Raw genomic sequence first — 16,292 nt, 5'->3', positions numbered from 1 at the left:
TGGTCATGGTTAACCTCAAAGTCTCGGCATCCGAACTTGAATCATTAGAGAGCCTATTTTCTTTTTACCCTATTGGTAGTCAATAATTGCTTCTTGTCTCGGATTATGGCCTATTTAAGCCTTGAATTTTTTGCTGTATTGTGCCGCGTTCTCCCAAGCGGATGACTTTCAAAGCCAGACACATCAACCATCCCGGCTGAATAATGAGCTTGTTGTTACGGGCTACCCGATCATCTCGGGTTTCCATTTCTGTAAGCCACCTCTCATCAGGTGTTTGTGCAAGTTTTTGGGCAAAGCGCCAAGCGCCATCCCGCGCCACTTCCATACTGAAGTCGGTCAGGAATTTATTGGTCCGCTTGGTTTTTCGTAGTATCCAATGGAGCTTGGGCCAAATCACTGCCAGTTCTTGCTGTACTTGATCAACGAGCCCCGCCAGGAGGATATTGATCTGCTTAAAATCACCATGGAGCTGCTGAATATCCTGGCCTTTCATGACCTCCGCCGCGGCAATGCCCAAATCCAGACTGATATGTGCATTCATTCCGCTGAGCAGGTGCTGCAACACCACCGCCCAGTAATCTTCCGCTAGTAGGAATGCGGCTTGCCAGGATTGACTGATAGTCTTGCCTTGCCGGTGGTCAAAATAAGCATCAATGTATCGCTTGGCAAAGATAACATCCAGTTGTTCCATGCGGCCATTGTCTTGAAAGTCGCCCGCAGTAATGCCCGCCTTTACCTGGCGAGTCACTTTTAGGTAAAGGGCTGCAAAATAACCTTGGGTACTGTTGTTGGTCTCTGATTCCTGGATGATGAATTCCAAGGTGGCAATGACATCGTCAATGGTATTTATGGTCATTATGGATAAAAGGTGGTACTGAGGATAAAGGTAAGGTTTTCGTTAGTATTAAGTCAGAGATGGGGAGAAGTCGGAGATCAGAAGTCGGAATTAATGGGGCACGCGAGTAGAATCAAGGTAAAGCATCCGCTAGCAACCTTCAAAAACTTCCGACTTCCCACCTCCCACTTCCGACTTCGTAAAGCAGAATTCAGAAGCAATGGGGCACGCGAGGACAAAAAGAAAAGCATCCCCTAGCAACCTTCAAAAACTTCCGACTTCCCACCTCCCACTTTCGACTTCGTAAAGCAGAATTTGGAAGTAATAGGGTACGCGAGGACAAAAAGAAAAGTATCCCCCTAGCAACCTTCAAAAACTTCCGACTTCCCACCTCCCACTTCCGACTTCGTAAAGCAGAATTTGGAAGTAATAGGGTACGCGAGGACAAAAAGAAAAGCATCCCCTAGCAACCTTCAAAAACTTCCGACTTCCCACCTCCCACTTCCGACCTTAGAAAGCGTTTCTACCTAAAAATCATCCAAATCCGTACAGCGCGCAATCACCGAACCATAGTGATGGTACTCGGTGCTGCCTCCAATCAGCGCATCTATACCATCCTGGAACAACACGATAATATCGGATCCACCAAAGAGGAAGTACCCAAACTCATCGCCTTTGAGCATCTTCGCGCCCGGGGTAGCCGTCATGTGTACCGACGAAACCTGGGCCATCCCAATAGGGATCACTGCCACGATACCTACGTTGCCGTAAGGAGAGTTCGTGGTGTCAATGGTAATGATGCCACGTGCCTGATAAAATTCGTAGGCTCCTTCCGAGTTGTCAGGCGCATCAAATTGATTATCGGTAATGTTGACATCCAGAAAAACTTTGCCCATCACCGGGTAGCATTCCTTCACTACCCCTGATACGGGCAAGTGGAAACGGTGATAAGAATAAGGCCCCAGGAAATAGTGGGCAAAATGACCATTGGCAAAAGCATCGGCATATTCACTGCCTTTAAGCAACTCCTTGATACTGGCGTATTTGTGCGTTTTTTTCACCGTCACCTCCTCAATCGTCGAATCTGGCCCTATCCGGTATTGGGCGCGGTAGGTGCAGTCGGCCGGGCTCACCACCACGGTGTTGTCGAAGGGATCAGCAATCGGGCGCAGCCCTGGGTTGAGCTCGCGGGCAAAAAACTGGTTAAACGTCAACCACCCACTTGGGCTATTGGGCTTACCATTGACCATCGAGTTTTCCACCTCGTATTTTGGCGAGTCATTGATAAAGGAATTCAGGATATCATCATTGAAGGATTCTGTGGAGTCCAGGAAGCTTCCCCAATCGTTGGCGTATTCCACCAACCACTTCGAAAACCAGGGCAGATTCTGTACAATGACCGTGTCTTTTGGTCCCACTGGCTGATCAATCAGGTAATAAAAATGGCACAAGCGGTCGTACACCTCCTGCTGTTCATCGGTACCGGGTGCGGTCCAGGCGGGGTCGCTACTTTGTTGAGGAATCCATCGCGCAAACTCTTCCAGGTATTTTTGGTAAGTCTCCAATTTCAAAGGCCAGTCTAAGGCTTTGAAGAGTTGCTCATTGAGGCTTTTCTTGGCTTTTTTACGGGCCTTATCCAGCGAAGCCAGAAGCAAATTTGCCAGCTTCTTATCCTTCGCCAGCTTTTTCAACAGCTTGTCAATGACCGGATCGTTGGAAGACAGTACGGTATTTTTCATAATTACTTTTATTGATGAATATGGGTTGATTAATTTAATGATTGTTTGGGGCCATGCCGGGATCGGCACCGGGCTGTCGGTCGCTCTGCTCCCCGCTCCGTAGTCGGGTATAAAACCCGACGCAACGGAGCGGAGCAGAGCGACTACCATCCTTTGGCCTTTCCCGATCTTTCATCGGGATCCGGGCCCCGCGCTCCAGGCTACGCCTTGCGCACCAAGATTCTACGCATCTATCAGGACTAGACCCGCGGTAGGACTCACATCCTACCCCTGTATATATCGTCCTTTCAGGACTATCCCCGCAGCACGAAAGTCCTGAAAGGACGGCATGCGTTACCGGCGGAAGACATTCCGTCGATCCTCGCCCAGAGGATCATCTTAGCATATATCGTCCTTTGAGGACTCCAAACTACCAAAGCAATATTCACAAAAAGAAAGCGAGTACGCAAGGGTATTTCTACTTGAGTTTCAGTAAATGAGCATATTCAGCAGTAATGCGTTTTTCTTCCTCAAGTAAATAATCTTTTGAAAACGGAGCACCGCAATCTCCACTAGCCAGTTGATGAAGTAATTCTCCCTTGAGAAAATAGGAGCGTTGTTCGTCAATAGCATCGTCCTCTACCATGGTGGAATCATCATCATAAATGGGGCGATCGTAATGAAGTGTTCGTTAAAAAACGAAAGAAAGTTCATCTGCGAGCAAATAATATTCATTCAGTTGCTGTCCCAATTCTCCAAAATGACGGGCCACTATTTTTTTTAATTGGTCGTTATCATAATAGAAGAGAGCCTCACCTCCTTCCGTGCTTTCTTCTAACGCTATGCTGTCAATAGTCGTCCAATTTTCCTTCGTGTTAATTCGGCGAAAGTTTTCTCTGATTGGCGATAAAGCTTCTTTCAAGTAATCGTTAACAATGAGATCGGAATCCCCTTGAGAAATTTCTAAAGCCAGAGGAACTGGCTGCGATGCCGTATCCTGAGTGACTTTCGCAGTAGTAATCTCCTTGTTTTCGGGGTTTTCTGGCGTTTCGCTAGCGTCACAACTAACGAAAATCCCCCCAATAAATACGAGTAGCACGCTTGTCATTCTCATTCTTCTAAATCGTTTAGGTGCAACAATTAGCCAAAAAAACTTGTAGGAGTCTAACCCATTTGTTTGGTCTGAAAGCGGCAGCGAAGCTGTTAGAAAAGAATCGCGAAACCCCGAGGAGCTTGCGACTCTATTGAATATGAGTTGATTAATGCAATGATTGTTTGTGATCGGTACCAGGCTGTCCGCCGCTCCGCTCCGTAGGGTCGGGTTTATAGGTAAGTACGTAAAAAATTAATATTCCATTATTTTGACATCGGAATGCCTAAAAGCCGCACGGATTCTATCTGGCATCATCGCTAAGTATTCCAGCCCAGCCTCTACCGTTTTGTGAAGCTGGCTCTTAGTTTTGCACCAGCGGTGCTTTAGGAATTCCGATTTCAAGAAGTTCCAAACCTGTTCGTCAGGGTTGTACTGGGGGCAGTATACAGGGGTTGAATAGAGTTGTAAGCGATTACGTGCTTGTGAATCTGATCGTAAAAAATGTTTTAGCTCTTTACTCTTGTGGATACTTGCATTGTCCCAAATGATATTGAGTTGACCTTCCATTTTGTTCAGGCAAAGTTTTAAAAAAGCGATGATCTGCTTCGTGCTAATAGCAGTGCGGTAAACCTCACTAAACAACTCTCCTCGTGGTGTTATGCCGCTAATGGCATAAACTCTTTCAGTTACACTGTTTACTTCCTTGAGTACCGGACTATGTCCAATCAATTCATAGACTTTAGTAGAACTAGAGGCACTACAAAAGCTGCTCTCATCTACAAAAACGATGTTTTGATCTGGCTCCATTAGTTTTTTTTTAGCTCCGGGATTACTTCTGTTTCGTAATAAGCTATTTGTTCAGAACGCTGTCTAGTGTCTTTGACTTGAGGCTGCTTAAGACTGTAACCTAGTCTGGTCATTAACCTACTAATATGAGGAAGGCTATAATCTACTTGGAAACGAACACTTATAAAGGATTGAATCCTCATCCGAGTCCAACCATCGCTTGGAAAACCATTGGCCTTAGCTCCTTTGGCTAGCAACCTCTTCAATTCTTGTCGCTGATGACGTTTAAGCTTTGCTGGTCTACCACTAGGCTTGCCTACTTTGTAGTTTTCTACACCATTCGCGGATTTGATTTTGGCAAGCGTATGGCTTATTCCTGCCTGGGTATAACCCGTCGCAAGGGCAATATCTTTTTGTGTTAATCCCTGTTCCGCAAGGCGATAAATGATTTTGTGAATATGTTCTTTGTGCTCAGTAGCTGTCACGACTTAAGTATTTGGTACACAAGAATATACAAAATATATTTGTACTTACCTAAAAACCCGACCCTACGGAGCGGAGCGGCGGACATTCAATCCGTCCAATCTATGGTCTATCCTGCTCTGCTAACGCTATCCTACATCTCCCAACCCTCCCTATACTGCCGCCCTACAAACTGATTGGCTTCCTCCAGGTTGGTAATACGCATGTTTTCGCCGTCCCAGAGGAGTTTTTTGCGGGCGTAGAAATCCATGCCGCCTTCGGGGTTTTCGCGACGGAGGAGGTAGCTGCGGATGGCGAGGTTGCCCATCAAGACCGTTTCCGTCATGGGGCCGGCATAGTCGAAGGAGGAGGTGAGCCCCTGGTGTTCTTTGCTGCCAAAGCCGGCTTTGCAGGCATCTACCCACAGGCGTTGGTGGCCGTATTCGGGCTCGAAGTTTTCTTCTGTTTGTGGCCCAATTTCTAACGTGCCGTCGTTGAGATATAGCTTGGGCATGAGCGGCGAGCTGTCGTTGACATTGGTGGCAATGATCCCTTTTTCGCCGATGATCAGCACGCCGTTGGCACTTCCCGGGCCGCCCATATCGTCGTCTGCAGGAATGATATCGGGGTGTGCGGGGCGAATACCACCGTCGCTCCAGGTCATTTCGATGGGAGATTGACTCTTTTCCGTCGCACCAAAATTGAGGGTCACAAAGGAAGAGGCCGGGCAACCTTCGGGATAGTAGTCGGCGTTCCACATCCGGGAATAGATGGCTCCAATGCTACACTCCGCGGAGGTAGGATATTTCAAGCCCAAAGTACGGAAAGGAATATCAATCAAATGACAGCCCATATCACCCAAGGCACCGGTGCCGTAGTCCCACCAGCCACGCCAGTTGAAGGGGTGCAGGTTAGGCGTGTAGGGGCGCTCCGGTACTGGCCCTAGCCACAAATCCCAGTTCAGGGCCGCTGGTTTTTGGCTGGCATCTGGTGCGGCCATAGCTATCCCTTGCGGCCAAACGGGGCGATTGGTCCATACTTGCACTTTCGATATTTTACCTATTTGGCCACTATCTACCCATTGTTGTACCAAGTTTAAAAGCGGGTTTGATGCCCCCTGGTTACCCATCTGGGTGACTACTTTTTGGTTGCGGGCCATTTCCGTCAGTAGGCGTGCTTCGCGGATATTGTGGGTCAGGGGCTTTTGTACGTAAACATGCTTGCCCCGCGCCATGGCAAAGGCAGCGGCTGGGCCGTGGACGTGATCAGGTGTAGAAATTGTCACGGCATCAATGTCTTTTTCCTTTTCCAGCATCACCCGGAAATCAGCATACAATTTAGCCTCAGGAAATTGCTCCACCGAGGCGGCGGCTGAGCCCGAGAAGTCGACATCACAAAGGGCCACTACCCGTTCTCGGCCATCGACGGAGGCACGCAAAATATCAGACCTGCCTTTGCCACCAGCACCAATAGCCGCCAGCACCAGCTGGTCACTAGGAGCGGTATACCCCACACCCCCCAGTACGTGTCGGGGAACGATAAAAAAGGAGGAGGCAATGGCCCCGTTTCTGATGAACTCCCGACGGGAGGTGGATTTCTTGGATTCCATAAGAAGGTCTGTGTTTTTGTTTCCCTATTGACGGGAAGATTTGAGGTTCTGTAGTCTTAAATAGCGATGATATTCTCTTTCGAAATTTTTATTTAAGCCGGATCGCTTTCTGGTTTTGATATAATCTTCATTTCTTCCTTCCCAGTGGTCATTAGGTAAATAAGAAGTAAAATAGTACTTGTCTTCATCACCGTCAAAAAGATTGATCTCCACGTTTTTGAAATGAACGATATAATTTTGGTTGATTTGCGAGAAAAGGAAGTGAGACTTGAAATTGAGCTCTGCCAATAGTTGGCTCAGCTGGGTACGATACTCAATGACCGAATGATCTTTTAAGAAAATAGATGTCATCCGGCTTTGATAACGAATGTAAACGATATCATCTAAAGGAATCTCGTGTGGTCCAATTTGGATAAACTTCTCCCTTTGTGCCTCATAAGCGTTGACGAGCGATTCCAGATCTTCATTTTGATTTTGAATGATGGTGTTCTTTTGGAGGAGTTCCTCGTTTTTTGCTTTCCTGAATTTCGCTTGCCGATAAAGTAGCCAGGCTCCAGAAAGCAAGGCCAAGAAGATGATCCCTAATAAGCCGACAAGGCTTTGAAGCCGCTGTGATTTAAGCTGGCTTTCTACGATAGCTTTGTCCTTTTGGACAAGGATGAGCTTGGTTCTTTCCTTGTCGTATTGCTGCTCTAAATTACTGAGGATCTCAAATTTTTGTTGATTGTATAAACTATCCTGAAGCAATTGCGCTTGTTTCAACATCTTCAGACTCTCTTTGTAATTGCCTTTTTTCTCATAGATCCGATGTAAGTTCTCGTAGTTGAATTTCTCTAGTTCTAAAAATTGATACTCTTGGGCAATCGACAAACCCGCTAAAGCATATTCTTCTGCCTGCTCAAGCCTTTCTGTCAAATCGAAATTAACCATACTGATGTTACCTAAGGCATTGGCTTCTCCCCAATGGTCTTTCCTTTCTCGGTACATCTCTAAAGCGGTAAGGTAATTTTGTAACGCAATTTCACTTTGCCCCAATTCTTCGTACGCTGCACCTATGTTGTTGGTCGCATAAATGATGTTTTCAATGTCATTATTTATGCTTGCTTTTTCCAAGATGCTCTCAAAAATGGCTAAAGCTTCTTGATAGTTTCCCTGGTCATAATAAATGCTTCCCCGGTTTTGATAAACGGAGAGGAGTTGGTTTTCGTTTTCTGCCTTTAGATAGGATTCTTCCGCTTTTTCACTATAAAAAATAGCCTTTTCAAAATCCTTGATGAGCTTGAAATCGTCAGAGATATGATAATAGGCATTCCCAATATTGTCCCAATTATTGATCTTCTCAAATGCTTCCAAGCCTTTTAAATGTAAGGGAATAGCCTCCAAATAATTTCCTTGGCGTTTTTTGATAACTCCGAGCAGCGTGTATACACTTCCGCTGATGTTATGTGTAAAAGTAGTATCAAGCGTTGGATTTTCCTCTAATTTCTCTAAAAGCGCATGACACAAATCTTGTGATTTTTTGTCTTGCGCCTGAATAAAATAGCCAGCTGCCTTATTGTAAAGCCCTCGAAATTCTCCTTCCAGATAGTCTGCCTCTTGCGATAATTTTATGATACTATCAGATAGCTCAATAATGCTTTGGGGTGCTAAATTACGTGCTTCAATTACTTGTCTCACTAAAGAATCAATGGTGCTTTGCGGAGTGCTCTCAGGAGTAGAATCGGCAGCTTCTTTTTGACAAGCCCAAAAGAAGGTGCCAAAAAAAAAGAAAGAGAGGAAAAGTGTGAAGCTTTTGTAATTCATACTGCAACAAGATAAAAACAACCCCTTAAGAAAGAAAGTAAATAGCAGAGCTGAGTTGCTTTTTTTAATAAAAACAAAGTATTAAGTCGCTTAGCAGCCGTAAACCAGCATTAGACAAAACCCAGTAATGGCAAGGGATTTGGGGTGTTACGGAATATTCCGTCGCATTAAAAGCTATGTTTTATTGGGTGCTTCATGGTATTCCTCTCTAATTTTATCCCAGTGCTTTTTCACCAAGCATTCAGTATTAGATAAATCATTAACTAAAAGTAAAATATTGTGAAAAAAAATATACTCTCCCTATTGTTCATCATGTCCTTTTTGGCAATGTTTGCCCAGACGGCAACGGTGCGTGTACAGGATGGTGATGCCACCGCTATCGTAGGTGCGGCTGTATTGCTTGACGGAACAAGCGTTTTTACAGATGGTAGCGGCAACGCGATTTTTTCTGGATTAGCAGATGGAACTTACCCCTATACGGTTACGGCTGATTGCTATGAAGGTGGCTCAGGTTCTGTTGTTATCGCTGGAGCTGATAATTCAGATACTGCTGTTTTATCATTAAGCACGACCAATGACGTTTTCGTCAACCTCGTACCACCGGGCGGTATCGGCTTTCCTCCCAGTGGGGTCACCGTTCGTTTGTACAATGATGATTTGTCTTACGATCAAACACTGGTGACCGGCGGTTTTACCGTATTCGAGGCAGTGCCTTATGGTACTTACAACTATACGCTTTCGCAAGATTGTAAGGTAACTGTAAATGGAACCACGACGGTGGAGTGTACGCCTGGTGATATCGATGCGCTGGTAGCAGAGTTTGGGATCAATAGAAACACCAACAGTTTATTCTTCTTTGTAGGCTTACTCCAGGAGCCGGGTTGTACGATTAGCGTCACCAACATGGAAACCTTTGAGCAAACGACGATCGTAGGACAAGATATCCTTGGGAGTTACGTGATCGAAAATTTGCCTTACGGCGAATATACCTACACGGTAAGCAAAGATTGCTTCGTGACCCAAACGGGGCAAGTGACGGTAGATTGCCAACCCAACGACAACCAGGGCAATCCACAAGGCAATTTTGTTGCCTTGGACGGCATGGTGCCAGCTACGACCAACAGTTTATTCTTCTTTGTAGGCTTACTTCAGGAGCCGGGTTGTACGATTAGCGTCACCAATATGGAAACCTTTGAGCAAACGACGATCGTAGGACAAGATATCCTCGGGAGTTATGTGATCGAAAATTTGCCTTACGGCGAATATACCTACACGGTAAGCAAAGATTGCTTCGTGACCCAAACGGGGCAAGTGACGGTAGATTGCCAACCCAACGACAACCAGGGCAATCCACAAGGTAATTTTGTTGCCTTGGATGGCATGGTGCCAGCTACAACCAACAGTTTATTCTTCTTTGTAGGCTTACTCCAGGAGCCGGGTTGTACGATTAGCGTCACCAATATGGAAACCTTTGAGCAAACGACGATCGTAGGACAAGATATCCTCGGGAGTTATGTGATCGAAAATTTGCCTTACGGCGAATACACCTATTCGGTAAGCAAAGATTGCTTCGTGACCCAAACGGGCCAAGTGACGGTAGATTGCCAACCCAACGACAACCAGGGCAATCCACAAGGTAATTTCGTTGCTTTAGATGGCATGGTGCCTGCCACTACGGGCGAATTGCAATTTTCCGTTGTCACTGATTTATTAGAGAACATCGAAGGTGCTGAAATCCGCCTATTTACTGCTGACTTAACCTACGACGTAATGCTTGTTACTGGTGCTGCTCCCGGGAGCAACGTATTTCCAGATGTTCCTTACGGGGAAGTCTATTATGAGGTTAGCCAGGACGGACGGATGACCGTGACGGGAACCATCGTGATAGAATGCCAGGAAGGAGACTTGACTTTTGTTGATGTTATATTGGTCAATATTGTAGGGGTGACGAATACTGAGGATCAGGTATTTGACCTAAATGTTTTTCCTAATCCATTTACCAACGAGTTCTCTATTAAGTTGACCTCCAATAGCCAGGACCAAGTACAAGTGGTTGTCTACGATATGGTAGGAAGACAAGTTGAGCAAAGGAGTGTAAATGTAGCTGATTTACAGACTACTAAATTAGGAATCAATTACCCCGCAGGTGTTTACAACATCGTAGTTTCTCAAGGCGACTACCGGAAATCTTTCCTTGTCGTTAAAAAGTAATTATGCGAGTTGGAAGGCTTCTCGAAGATGCCTTCCAACTATATCCTTTAAACCATTTGATGATGAAAAAGCAGTTGTACTCAACATTTGCATTGTTTTCTTTGTGTTTCACCTTATTCGCCCAAGTAGGGGAGTTAGACCCTTCCTTTTCAGAGGACGGTATTCTATCCTGGAACGTAGGTGGAAATCATAACAATGGACATGGGATTGGCGTCCAGTCAGATGGCAAAATCGTCATCACCTCAACCACGACCTTTGTGGGTACGGGGTTCAATAATTTAGACATTGCGGTTGTCCGGTTAAACGAAGATGGTTCCATCGATTCGACCTTTGCGGAAAATGGCGTTTTTCAGCTTGCTAATCCAACGGGTGTAGATATTGTTTATCATCTCCGGGTTCTGGAAAATGATGACATCATGGTCGCAGGAGGATATGCAACCACCGAATATGACCAGGACTTTATCTTGGTAAAATTAACGCCCGATGGAGCACTAGACCCTTCCTTTGGCGTTGATGGCATCTCCTTGCACGCGGTTAACATCAAAGAAAACTATATCCGTGATTTTACGTTCACCGACGATGGTCAGATTCTTGTGGCAGGTATCAGTTACGATTCCGTCGGGTTTGAAATTCGTCATGTGGTGAGCAGGTTTGACGCGAATGGTGCAATTGATACCTCTTTCGGAGAAAATGGTAGTTTTATCTGGAATTGGGGAGAAACCTATAACGACACCTGGAATATTGCTATAGCGCCCGATGGCCAGATTTTTACATCAGGCAAAAGCGCACCATTTGGCACGGATAGATTTTGCGTTTACAAGATTTTGGCAGACGGGAGTGCTATGGATTCTACGTTTGCGCTTAATGGAGAATTACTAGCTCCCTTCAATGGTACGGCCTACGGAATGATCATTCACAGTAATGGGAATATTTTACTCACCGGACCAAGCTATAATGTGAATGGATCGGATCTTGTCATTTTAGCCTATAACCAGGATGGGACACCCAATACAAATTTTGGTCAGGATGGCGTCTTCCTGATTCATCCGGGAACGAGTGCGGTCGGCTATAATTTAGTTGAACAACCCGACGGCAAAATCATTGCCTGCGGTCAAGCAGGGGTGCTCTTCTCGACGCCTGTTCCCGCTTTCTTCTCGGTTCGAATCGACGAAAATGGCCAGCTCGACCCCACCTGGGGAGGAGCAGGGGACGTCAGGACCGAAAACGGATGGATGGCCTGGGCCCATGATATTACCTTGCAGGCCGATGGGAAAGTATTGATGACGGGTGTCTCTGCCCATGATTTCAACGAACTACAAATTGTCCGCTACGGCAACTTTATTGATGCGGATATGGACGGATTCGGGCTGGTTGAAGACTGTGATGACTTCGACTTTTCTATCAATCCCGATGCAGAAGAAATTCCAAACAACAACATCGACGAGGATTGCGACGGTACGGATTTAATAACGGTAGGTGTTGATGAAAAAGCGCTGGCTCAGCAGTTCAGTCTTTATCCTAATCCAACAAGTAATGCCGTTACAGTTGATTTTGATCATTCGAAATTTTCTATCCGCTCCATTTCCATTAGCGATGCTTACGGAAGAATCGTAAGAACCGTTTCTAATGAATCAGTTAACGGAAAACTAACTGTCGATTTGGGCGATTTTTCTCAGGGTGTATGGCTGTTTACTATCCTTACCAATGAAGGTAGTTTCAGTAAGCGGGTTGTAAAAATGTAATTATGCGAAAGCTTATCCCCATTTTAATCCTTGTTATCTCTTTTTTCGGAACAACAATAGGGCAGAACCTTATTCCTGATCCCGGTTTTGAAAACTGGGATGGTACTCCGGGCTGGGCTCCGGGGCCACTTTCATGTTTGGCGGAATGGTACGAAGCCAGTGGCACAGCGGATTATCATCATCAAGCCCCCATGTTTAGTGGATCAAATCTAACGGGTCTGGAAGATTGCCCCCTTGGTCAGGGAAACACCAATTGTGGTTTCCCTTACGAGGGCCAAGCCGTTCTAGGGTGCTGGAAAGGCAATGGCCCCGATGGCAACAGAGAATGGGCAGGTATCCAGCTCACCGAACCAATGGTGGCTGGGGGCTGCTATAAAGTTTCCTTCTGGATTCAGAACAAGGTAGACGATCCCGACAGGTTATTGGTCACCAATCAATGGGGGATGTTCTTCAACCATACTCCAACGCCTTTTTTTAATGCCAGCCTGGCTAATTATTCCACAATGGCCGACCACTGGGTAGCCAGTGATCAAATTGTTGATGGGAGCGAATGGATGAAACTCGAGTTTGATTATCAGGCCAGTGAGGCTTTCTCCTATGCTTACATTGGTTTTATGGGGGACTACGCCACTTCCTCCAATATTATTTACAATGACGATTACTTACTAGGGCCTTACGTGTGGATTGACGAAGTGGTCGTTGAACGCGTAGACCCTCAGCTTACGCTCACCGATGATGTATCCATTTGTGTGGGGGAAAGCTTAACCCTCGAAGCCAGTTCCAATTTCCCAATCAGGTGGGAGGATAACAATAGTGGTGTTCTTTCCAGAACGGTAAGCCCGCAGCAGACTACAACTTATTATGTGCAAACGCAGGACAGTACGCTGTGCGCGATAAGGGACTCTATTGTGGTAACGGTTATCGGAAACCAAGTGGTAGATTTTATGGGCGGTGAGGTATGCGAGGGAGCAGCTCCTTTCCTTCTTGATCCAACTATCCTGGAGGGCTCCTGGGCCGGGCCAGGGATCATTGACATAACACAAGGGCTATTCGATCCAGCAGTTGCCGGAGTTGGCGGCCATTATATTGCTTATACCTCAGACGTAGATTGCAGTGAAGACTTCACCCTCTTTGTGGAAGTCTCCTTGCCGCCCGTTGTGGATTTTGAAGCGGATGTGCTAGAAGGCTGTCCACCATTGGAAGTTCAGTTCAATGATTTGAGCGCTACTACTGGTATCGCCTATAACTGGGATTTTGGCAACGGAGCGTTGAGCAATGATTTATTAAGCACTTCAACCGTTTATTCCTCCTTAGGGCGTTTTGCGGTAAGCCTGGAGGTCGTGTATTCGGAACATTGCAAAAACACGCAGACCATTGCTGACTTGATCGAAGTCTTTGAAGCTCCCGATGTTGACTTCACCTATGCTCCCATCAATCCCTCCAATTTAAATCCGGAGGTTCAGTTTTTTGATACCTCAGTGGGAGCTTTGTCGGAGTGGCTGTGGGATTTCGGCAATGGTACAACCAGTGATAAGAACAATCCCACTGCCGTATTTAATCTGCCCGGTATTTACGATGTGAAGTTGATGGCTACTTCCGTAAACGGTTGCGTGGATTCTATTTCCCGTCAAATCACGGTACAAAGCAAGGTCAATTTTTATGTTCCCAATATCTTTTCTCCTAATGATGACGGCCGCAACGATCACTTTGAAGTGTTTGCCTTGGGTGCTTTGGAAGATTATAAGATGACGGTATTCAATCGTTGGGGCGGGATTGTCTTCCAAAGCAGCGATAAAAACACTTTCTGGAATGGTGATCTTCCGGATGGGCGTAAAGCGGAAAACGGTATTTATACTTATGCCATTGAATATGACTACAGGGGAATATCTCCCGAAGCATCAATCTCCGGCGTAGAAATGGGCGATGTAATGCTCATTCGATAATCTGGACTTTCGGTAAATGCAGAAAGTCAAGAAAGCTTCTTTAAAAAACAAAAAAATGCAAAAATCAGCCTTACTCTTCTTCGCATTATTGTTAGCTGGCCAGGTACTGACAGCACAGTCTGGACAACTCGATCCGTCTTTTGCTGATAACGGGATTTTTCTTTCCGATCTCCACGGGCAACATGATGTCCCCAAGGGAGTCGCCCTACAGGAGGACGGTAAAATGGTAATCATTTTGTCGGAAGACTATCCTGATGCTGCCGGTTTTGAAATAGCCATTGTACGACTCAACGTTGATGGCACCATTGATACCACTTTTGGCGATCAAGGGGAGTACCGTTATTCCAATCCTACCTATACTGATCTCGCTTATCACATTCAGGTGCTGGAAGATGGAAAAATATTAGGGGCTGGCGCTCACGGTACGACGGGTGCGGACACCGACCTGTTACTCATTCAACTTAATTCAGACGGCTCTCCCGATACCTCTTTTGGGACGGATGGCATTACCATACAACCGATTGATGCTGGAGAAGACTACATCTTTAGTTTTACCGTAAATGATGCTGGGCAGATTATTACTGGTGGTACCACTCATTTACCAAGCTCAATTTATAGAAAGCATCTGGTTTGTAGGTTCAATGCCAATGGGACGCTGGATTCTACCTTTGCGGAAAATGGGATTTTTATTTGGGGACCTGACGAAACCTATAATGATATTTGGGATGTTGCCATCGCCGAGGATGGGGGAATTCTTGCCTGTGGGAAAAGTGTCCCTGCTGGAACGGATCGCATGTCTCTTTATAAAATACTGGAAGACGGCAGTTCTTTGGACTCCACTTTCGCTACCGACGGAGCATTGCTGCCGCCATTTGAAGGAGAAGCACGAGGCATGATTATACACTCCAATGGTAACATTTTAATGACGGGTTCGATTCCTAGTTTTAACGGTTCCAACATCGTCGTTTTGGCCTTTGATCAGGGGGGCAATCCAGTAAACGATTTTGGCCAGGATGGTGCATTTTACCTTGATGTTGAACAGTTTGACCAGTCTACGTCGATCATCGAGCAGGTAGATGAAAAAGTAATGATCGCAGGAAGTAGCGGCGGTTCTATTTTCGATGGTGGCGAACCGGGGAAATTACTTTCCGTAAGAATAGATGCTACTGGAATCATCGACCCTAGCTGGGGAGGCCAGGGATACGTAAGAACAGCTATACCAGCCCCCCTTGGGGCGATCGCCAATGATCTTGTGATACAGCCTGATTCGAAGGTGGTGCTTATTGGGCAACACGCTGCCGATGGTGGAAATGATATGGTAGTAGCCAGGTATGGTAATTTTATCGATCAGGATGGAGATGGCTATGGCGTTGATACGGATTGCGACGACCTGATGTTTGCCATTAACCCCGGCGTCGAAGAAACCCCTTACAACGGATTGGATGACGATTGTGATCCAACCACGCCGGATGATGACCTCGATGGTGATGGTTTCAACCTGGTTGACGACTGTGATGATGAGAACCCAGACATCAACCCCGATGCCATAGAAATTTTTGGCAATGACATTGATGAAAATTGCGACAACATTTTGGTAAGAACCAATGAGCCTGCATTAGCTCAGCAATTTTCCGTTTACCCAAATCCAACAAGTAATATCGTCTACATTGATTTTTCCATTGACGCTCCGTCTATTGAATTCATTGAATTGAACGATTATACGGGCAAGAAAATTGGGGGTATCTCCCCCCAACGCTCCAATGGTAAAGTGGCCGTAAACCTTAGTGCGCTGCCTCAGGGACTTTTCTTGTTGACCATCCATACGGTAGATGGACTAGTGGTGAAACGGGTACTGAAAAATTAGGCCAAGGTGCGCAAATCGTACCACATCTCTTAACTGGACGGCATGAAGGATGATTTCATTTTTACTTTAGAGCATGTCTGGGAATTGTATGAGCGCACAGGAAGGCAGGTTGAAGAACCATTCCTTTAGCTACGGCTAAAGTCATGAACCTTCGCCTAGATTAGCTACAAAAATAACTTCAACTTAGGTGTCAGAGACTTAATTCCCAAGGCACTAGTCATGTCGG

Annotated in this window: 12 protein-coding genes; 4 read left to right on the top strand and 8 right to left on the bottom strand. The window is 45.9% G+C overall.

Translation table 11 applies throughout. The features are described 5' to 3' along the window. Nucleotides 1–103: 103 nt before the first annotated feature. From AB0L18_RS01085 to AB0L18_RS01050, 8 genes are all read right to left on the bottom strand, one after another. The gene (locus AB0L18_RS01085; protein WP_367390740.1) at nucleotides 104–856 is read right to left on the bottom strand and encodes a DUF5995 family protein; all 753 of its coding nucleotides are present in this window, start codon (nucleotides 854–856) and stop codon (nucleotides 104–106) included. Between the two features lie 506 nt (nucleotides 857–1,362). After that, entirely contained in the window at nucleotides 1,363–2,574 is a 1,212-nt protein-coding gene (locus tag AB0L18_RS01080; protein WP_367390739.1) for a phosphatidylserine decarboxylase, read from the bottom strand. Between the two features lie 457 nt (nucleotides 2,575–3,031). Next, nucleotides 3,032–3,199, bottom strand: coding sequence for a hypothetical protein (locus AB0L18_RS01075; protein ID WP_367390738.1), 168 nt, complete (start codon nucleotides 3,197–3,199; stop codon nucleotides 3,032–3,034). Nucleotides 3,200–3,244: 45 nt separating this feature from the next. Next, entirely contained in the window at nucleotides 3,245–3,667 is a 423-nt protein-coding gene (locus AB0L18_RS01070; RefSeq protein WP_367390737.1) for a hypothetical protein, read from the bottom strand. Between the two features lie 231 nt (nucleotides 3,668–3,898). Next, entirely contained in the window at nucleotides 3,899–4,453 is a 555-nt protein-coding gene (locus tag AB0L18_RS01065) for a transposase (protein WP_367388546.1), read from the bottom strand. Next, nucleotides 4,453–4,917 carry a transposase gene (locus tag AB0L18_RS01060; protein ID WP_367388547.1) on the bottom strand — a complete coding sequence of 155 codons (465 nt, stop codon included), beginning with the start codon at nucleotides 4,915–4,917 and terminating at the stop codon, nucleotides 4,453–4,455. The genes AB0L18_RS01065 and AB0L18_RS01060 overlap by 1 nt, the downstream gene beginning before the upstream one ends. Nucleotides 4,918–5,048: 131 nt before the next feature. Then, the gene (locus AB0L18_RS01055) at nucleotides 5,049–6,503 is read right to left on the bottom strand and encodes a Gfo/Idh/MocA family protein (RefSeq protein ID WP_367390736.1); all 1,455 of its coding nucleotides are present in this window, start codon (nucleotides 6,501–6,503) and stop codon (nucleotides 5,049–5,051) included. 24 nt (nucleotides 6,504–6,527) lie between these two features. Beyond that, nucleotides 6,528–8,306 (bottom strand): tetratricopeptide repeat protein, encoded by a 1,779-nt coding sequence (locus AB0L18_RS01050; RefSeq protein WP_367390735.1) that lies wholly within the window; start codon nucleotides 8,304–8,306, stop codon nucleotides 6,528–6,530. A 279-nt stretch (nucleotides 8,307–8,585) separates the two neighbouring features. On the opposite strand from AB0L18_RS01050, the gene AB0L18_RS01045 reads away from it, so the two are divergent. From AB0L18_RS01045 to AB0L18_RS01030, 4 genes are read left to right on the top strand one after another with little or no spacing between them, the layout of a single operon-like run. Further along, nucleotides 8,586–10,517: a T9SS type A sorting domain-containing protein gene (locus AB0L18_RS01045; RefSeq protein WP_367390734.1), complete on the top strand. Its 1,932-nt coding sequence runs from the start codon at nucleotides 8,586–8,588 to the stop codon at nucleotides 10,515–10,517. Nucleotides 10,518–10,576: 59 nt separating this feature from the next. After that, nucleotides 10,577–12,259 (top strand): T9SS type A sorting domain-containing protein, encoded by a 1,683-nt coding sequence (locus AB0L18_RS01040; RefSeq protein ID WP_367390733.1) that lies wholly within the window; start codon nucleotides 10,577–10,579, stop codon nucleotides 12,257–12,259. 2 nt (nucleotides 12,260–12,261) lie between these two features. Continuing rightward, on the top strand, nucleotides 12,262–14,202 hold the full coding sequence (locus AB0L18_RS01035; protein WP_367390732.1) for a PKD domain-containing protein: 1,941 nt from the start codon (nucleotides 12,262–12,264) through the stop codon (nucleotides 14,200–14,202). A 55-nt stretch (nucleotides 14,203–14,257) separates the two neighbouring features. Continuing rightward, nucleotides 14,258–16,066 carry a MopE-related protein gene (locus tag AB0L18_RS01030; protein ID WP_367390731.1) on the top strand — a complete coding sequence of 603 codons (1,809 nt, stop codon included), beginning with the start codon at nucleotides 14,258–14,260 and terminating at the stop codon, nucleotides 16,064–16,066. Nucleotides 16,067–16,292 lie beyond the last annotated feature (226 nt).

It is taken from the genome of Lewinella sp. LCG006, from assembly GCF_040784935.1.
Lineage (GTDB): Bacteria > Bacteroidota > Bacteroidia > Chitinophagales > Saprospiraceae > Lewinella.
This window is presented reverse-complemented; position numbering and strand designations above follow the sequence as displayed.

Coding starts and splice junctions, on each gene's coding strand:
- AB0L18_RS01085 (WP_367390740.1), bottom strand. CDS start 856: ATGACCATAAATACCATTGACGATGTCATTGCCACCTTGGAATTCATC.
- AB0L18_RS01080 (WP_367390739.1), bottom strand. CDS start 2,574: ATGAAAAATACCGTACTGTCTTCCAACGATCCGGTCATTGACAAGCTG.
- AB0L18_RS01075 (WP_367390738.1), bottom strand. CDS start 3,199: ATGGTAGAGGACGATGCTATTGACGAACAACGCTCCTATTTTCTCAAG.
- AB0L18_RS01070 (WP_367390737.1), bottom strand. CDS start 3,667: ATGAGAATGACAAGCGTGCTACTCGTATTTATTGGGGGGATTTTCGTT.
- AB0L18_RS01065 (WP_367388546.1), bottom strand. CDS start 4,453: ATGGAGCCAGATCAAAACATCGTTTTTGTAGATGAGAGCAGCTTTTGT.
- AB0L18_RS01055 (WP_367390736.1), bottom strand. CDS start 6,503: ATGGAATCCAAGAAATCCACCTCCCGTCGGGAGTTCATCAGAAACGGG.
- AB0L18_RS01050 (WP_367390735.1), bottom strand. CDS start 8,306: ATGAATTACAAAAGCTTCACACTTTTCCTCTCTTTCTTTTTTTTTGGC.
- AB0L18_RS01040 (WP_367390733.1), top strand. CDS start 10,577: ATGATGAAAAAGCAGTTGTACTCAACATTTGCATTGTTTTCTTTGTGT.
- AB0L18_RS01035 (WP_367390732.1), top strand. CDS start 12,262: ATGCGAAAGCTTATCCCCATTTTAATCCTTGTTATCTCTTTTTTCGGA.
- AB0L18_RS01030 (WP_367390731.1), top strand. CDS start 14,258: ATGCAAAAATCAGCCTTACTCTTCTTCGCATTATTGTTAGCTGGCCAG.